General features: G+C 69.8%; 2 protein-coding genes. Both read left to right on the top strand.

Annotation, left to right across the window (positions count from 1 at the left end):
- Nucleotides 1–533 (top strand): phytanoyl-CoA dioxygenase family protein (locus KBX53_RS33245; RefSeq protein WP_210863819.1); only part of this gene is annotated, 533 nt, incomplete at its 5' end.
- 159 nt (nucleotides 534–692) lie between these two features.
- On the top strand, nucleotides 693–1,293 hold a 601-nt coding region (locus KBX53_RS33240), incomplete at its 3' end, for a low temperature requirement protein A (protein WP_210863817.1).

The raw sequence follows: 1,293 nt of genomic DNA, 5'->3' as shown, positions 1-1,293 counted from the left end.
GGTCCCGGCAGAACTCCGACCCGGAGACGATGGACCCGAACCTGCCCCGGCCGATGTTCTCGCTGAAGGTCGCGTACGTGCTGTCGGACCTGTCCGAGACCGGCCGTGGCGCCACCAAGGTCATCCCGGGCAGCCACCTGTGGAACTCGCTGGACCGTCCCAAGGACCTCAGCGTGCACAACCCGGACCCGGAGGGCACGGTGGAGATCACCGCCAACCCGGGCGACGCCTTCATCTTCGACCGCCGGCAGTGGCACTCGCGCTCGACGAACCTGTCGACCATCACCCGCAAGATGCTCTTCGTCGGCTACACCTACCGGTGGATCCGTCCGCTGGACGAGCTGCACCCCGACGTGAACGGCGAGTGGTACCGCAACCGCACCCCGGTGCAGCGTCAGCTGATCGGTGAGGGCACCCACACCGCCAACTACTGGGGCATCAACTGGGACGGGTACGTCGACGACGAGATCCCGCTGCGCAAGGAGCTCAAGGAGCGCGGTCTGCTCGACCGCAGCATCCCCTGGCTGCGCTGATCACCTGCGTCTGAGAACGGCCCCCGCCACCGCTGGCGGGGGCCGTTCCCGTATCCGCTTCCGGGCCACCGGGCGCCGCGGTGTCGGTAGCGTGACGGGTAGGCAGAGCCGGGGCGCAGCGCCTGGCCGGGGCGCGGGGTGGCACAGGAGGCAGCCGCAGTGACGTCCGCTCCGCTCCCCCGGATCCTCCGCCGTCGCGGCGAGCCGGAATACCCGACCTTCCTGGAACTCTTCTTCGACCTGGTCTACATCTTCCTGCTCTCCCGGCTCTCCGCCAGCCTGGGCGAGGACCTCACCGTACGGAACGCGGCGCAGACCGCCGTCCTGCTGCTGGCCGCCTGGTGGGTCTGGGTGCTCACGGCGTGGCTCACCGACCTGTTCGACCCCCGACTGCCGATCATCCAGGCGACCGTCCTGCTGGTCATGCTCGGCACCCTGCTGATGGCGATCGCGACACCGCACGCCTTCGGCAGGTACGGGTGGCTCTTCGTCGCCGCGTACTTCGGCATCCACCTGGTCCGCGACGCCGTCCTGATCCCCGGCACCCGGGTCAATCGTCCGATCCAGGCCCGGAGCATCAGGGTCTTCTTCTGGTTCGGCGTGACCGTGGCGCCCTGGGTGGCCGGGGTGTTCGTGGACGGGACGGCTCGGCTGGCGCTCTGGTCGCTCGCGGTGGTGGTCGACCTCGGCTCGGCACGGTTCGGCTGGCCGACGCCGGGGCTGGGGCGCACCGAACTCGCCAGCCAGATCTTCACCGGGG

It is taken from the genome of Micromonospora sp. M51, assembly GCF_018070305.1.
Lineage (GTDB): Bacteria > Actinomycetota > Actinomycetes > Mycobacteriales > Micromonosporaceae > Micromonospora > Micromonospora parva.
Note: the sequence above shows the minus strand (reverse complement) of the source record. Positions and strands in the feature narration are given on the sequence as shown.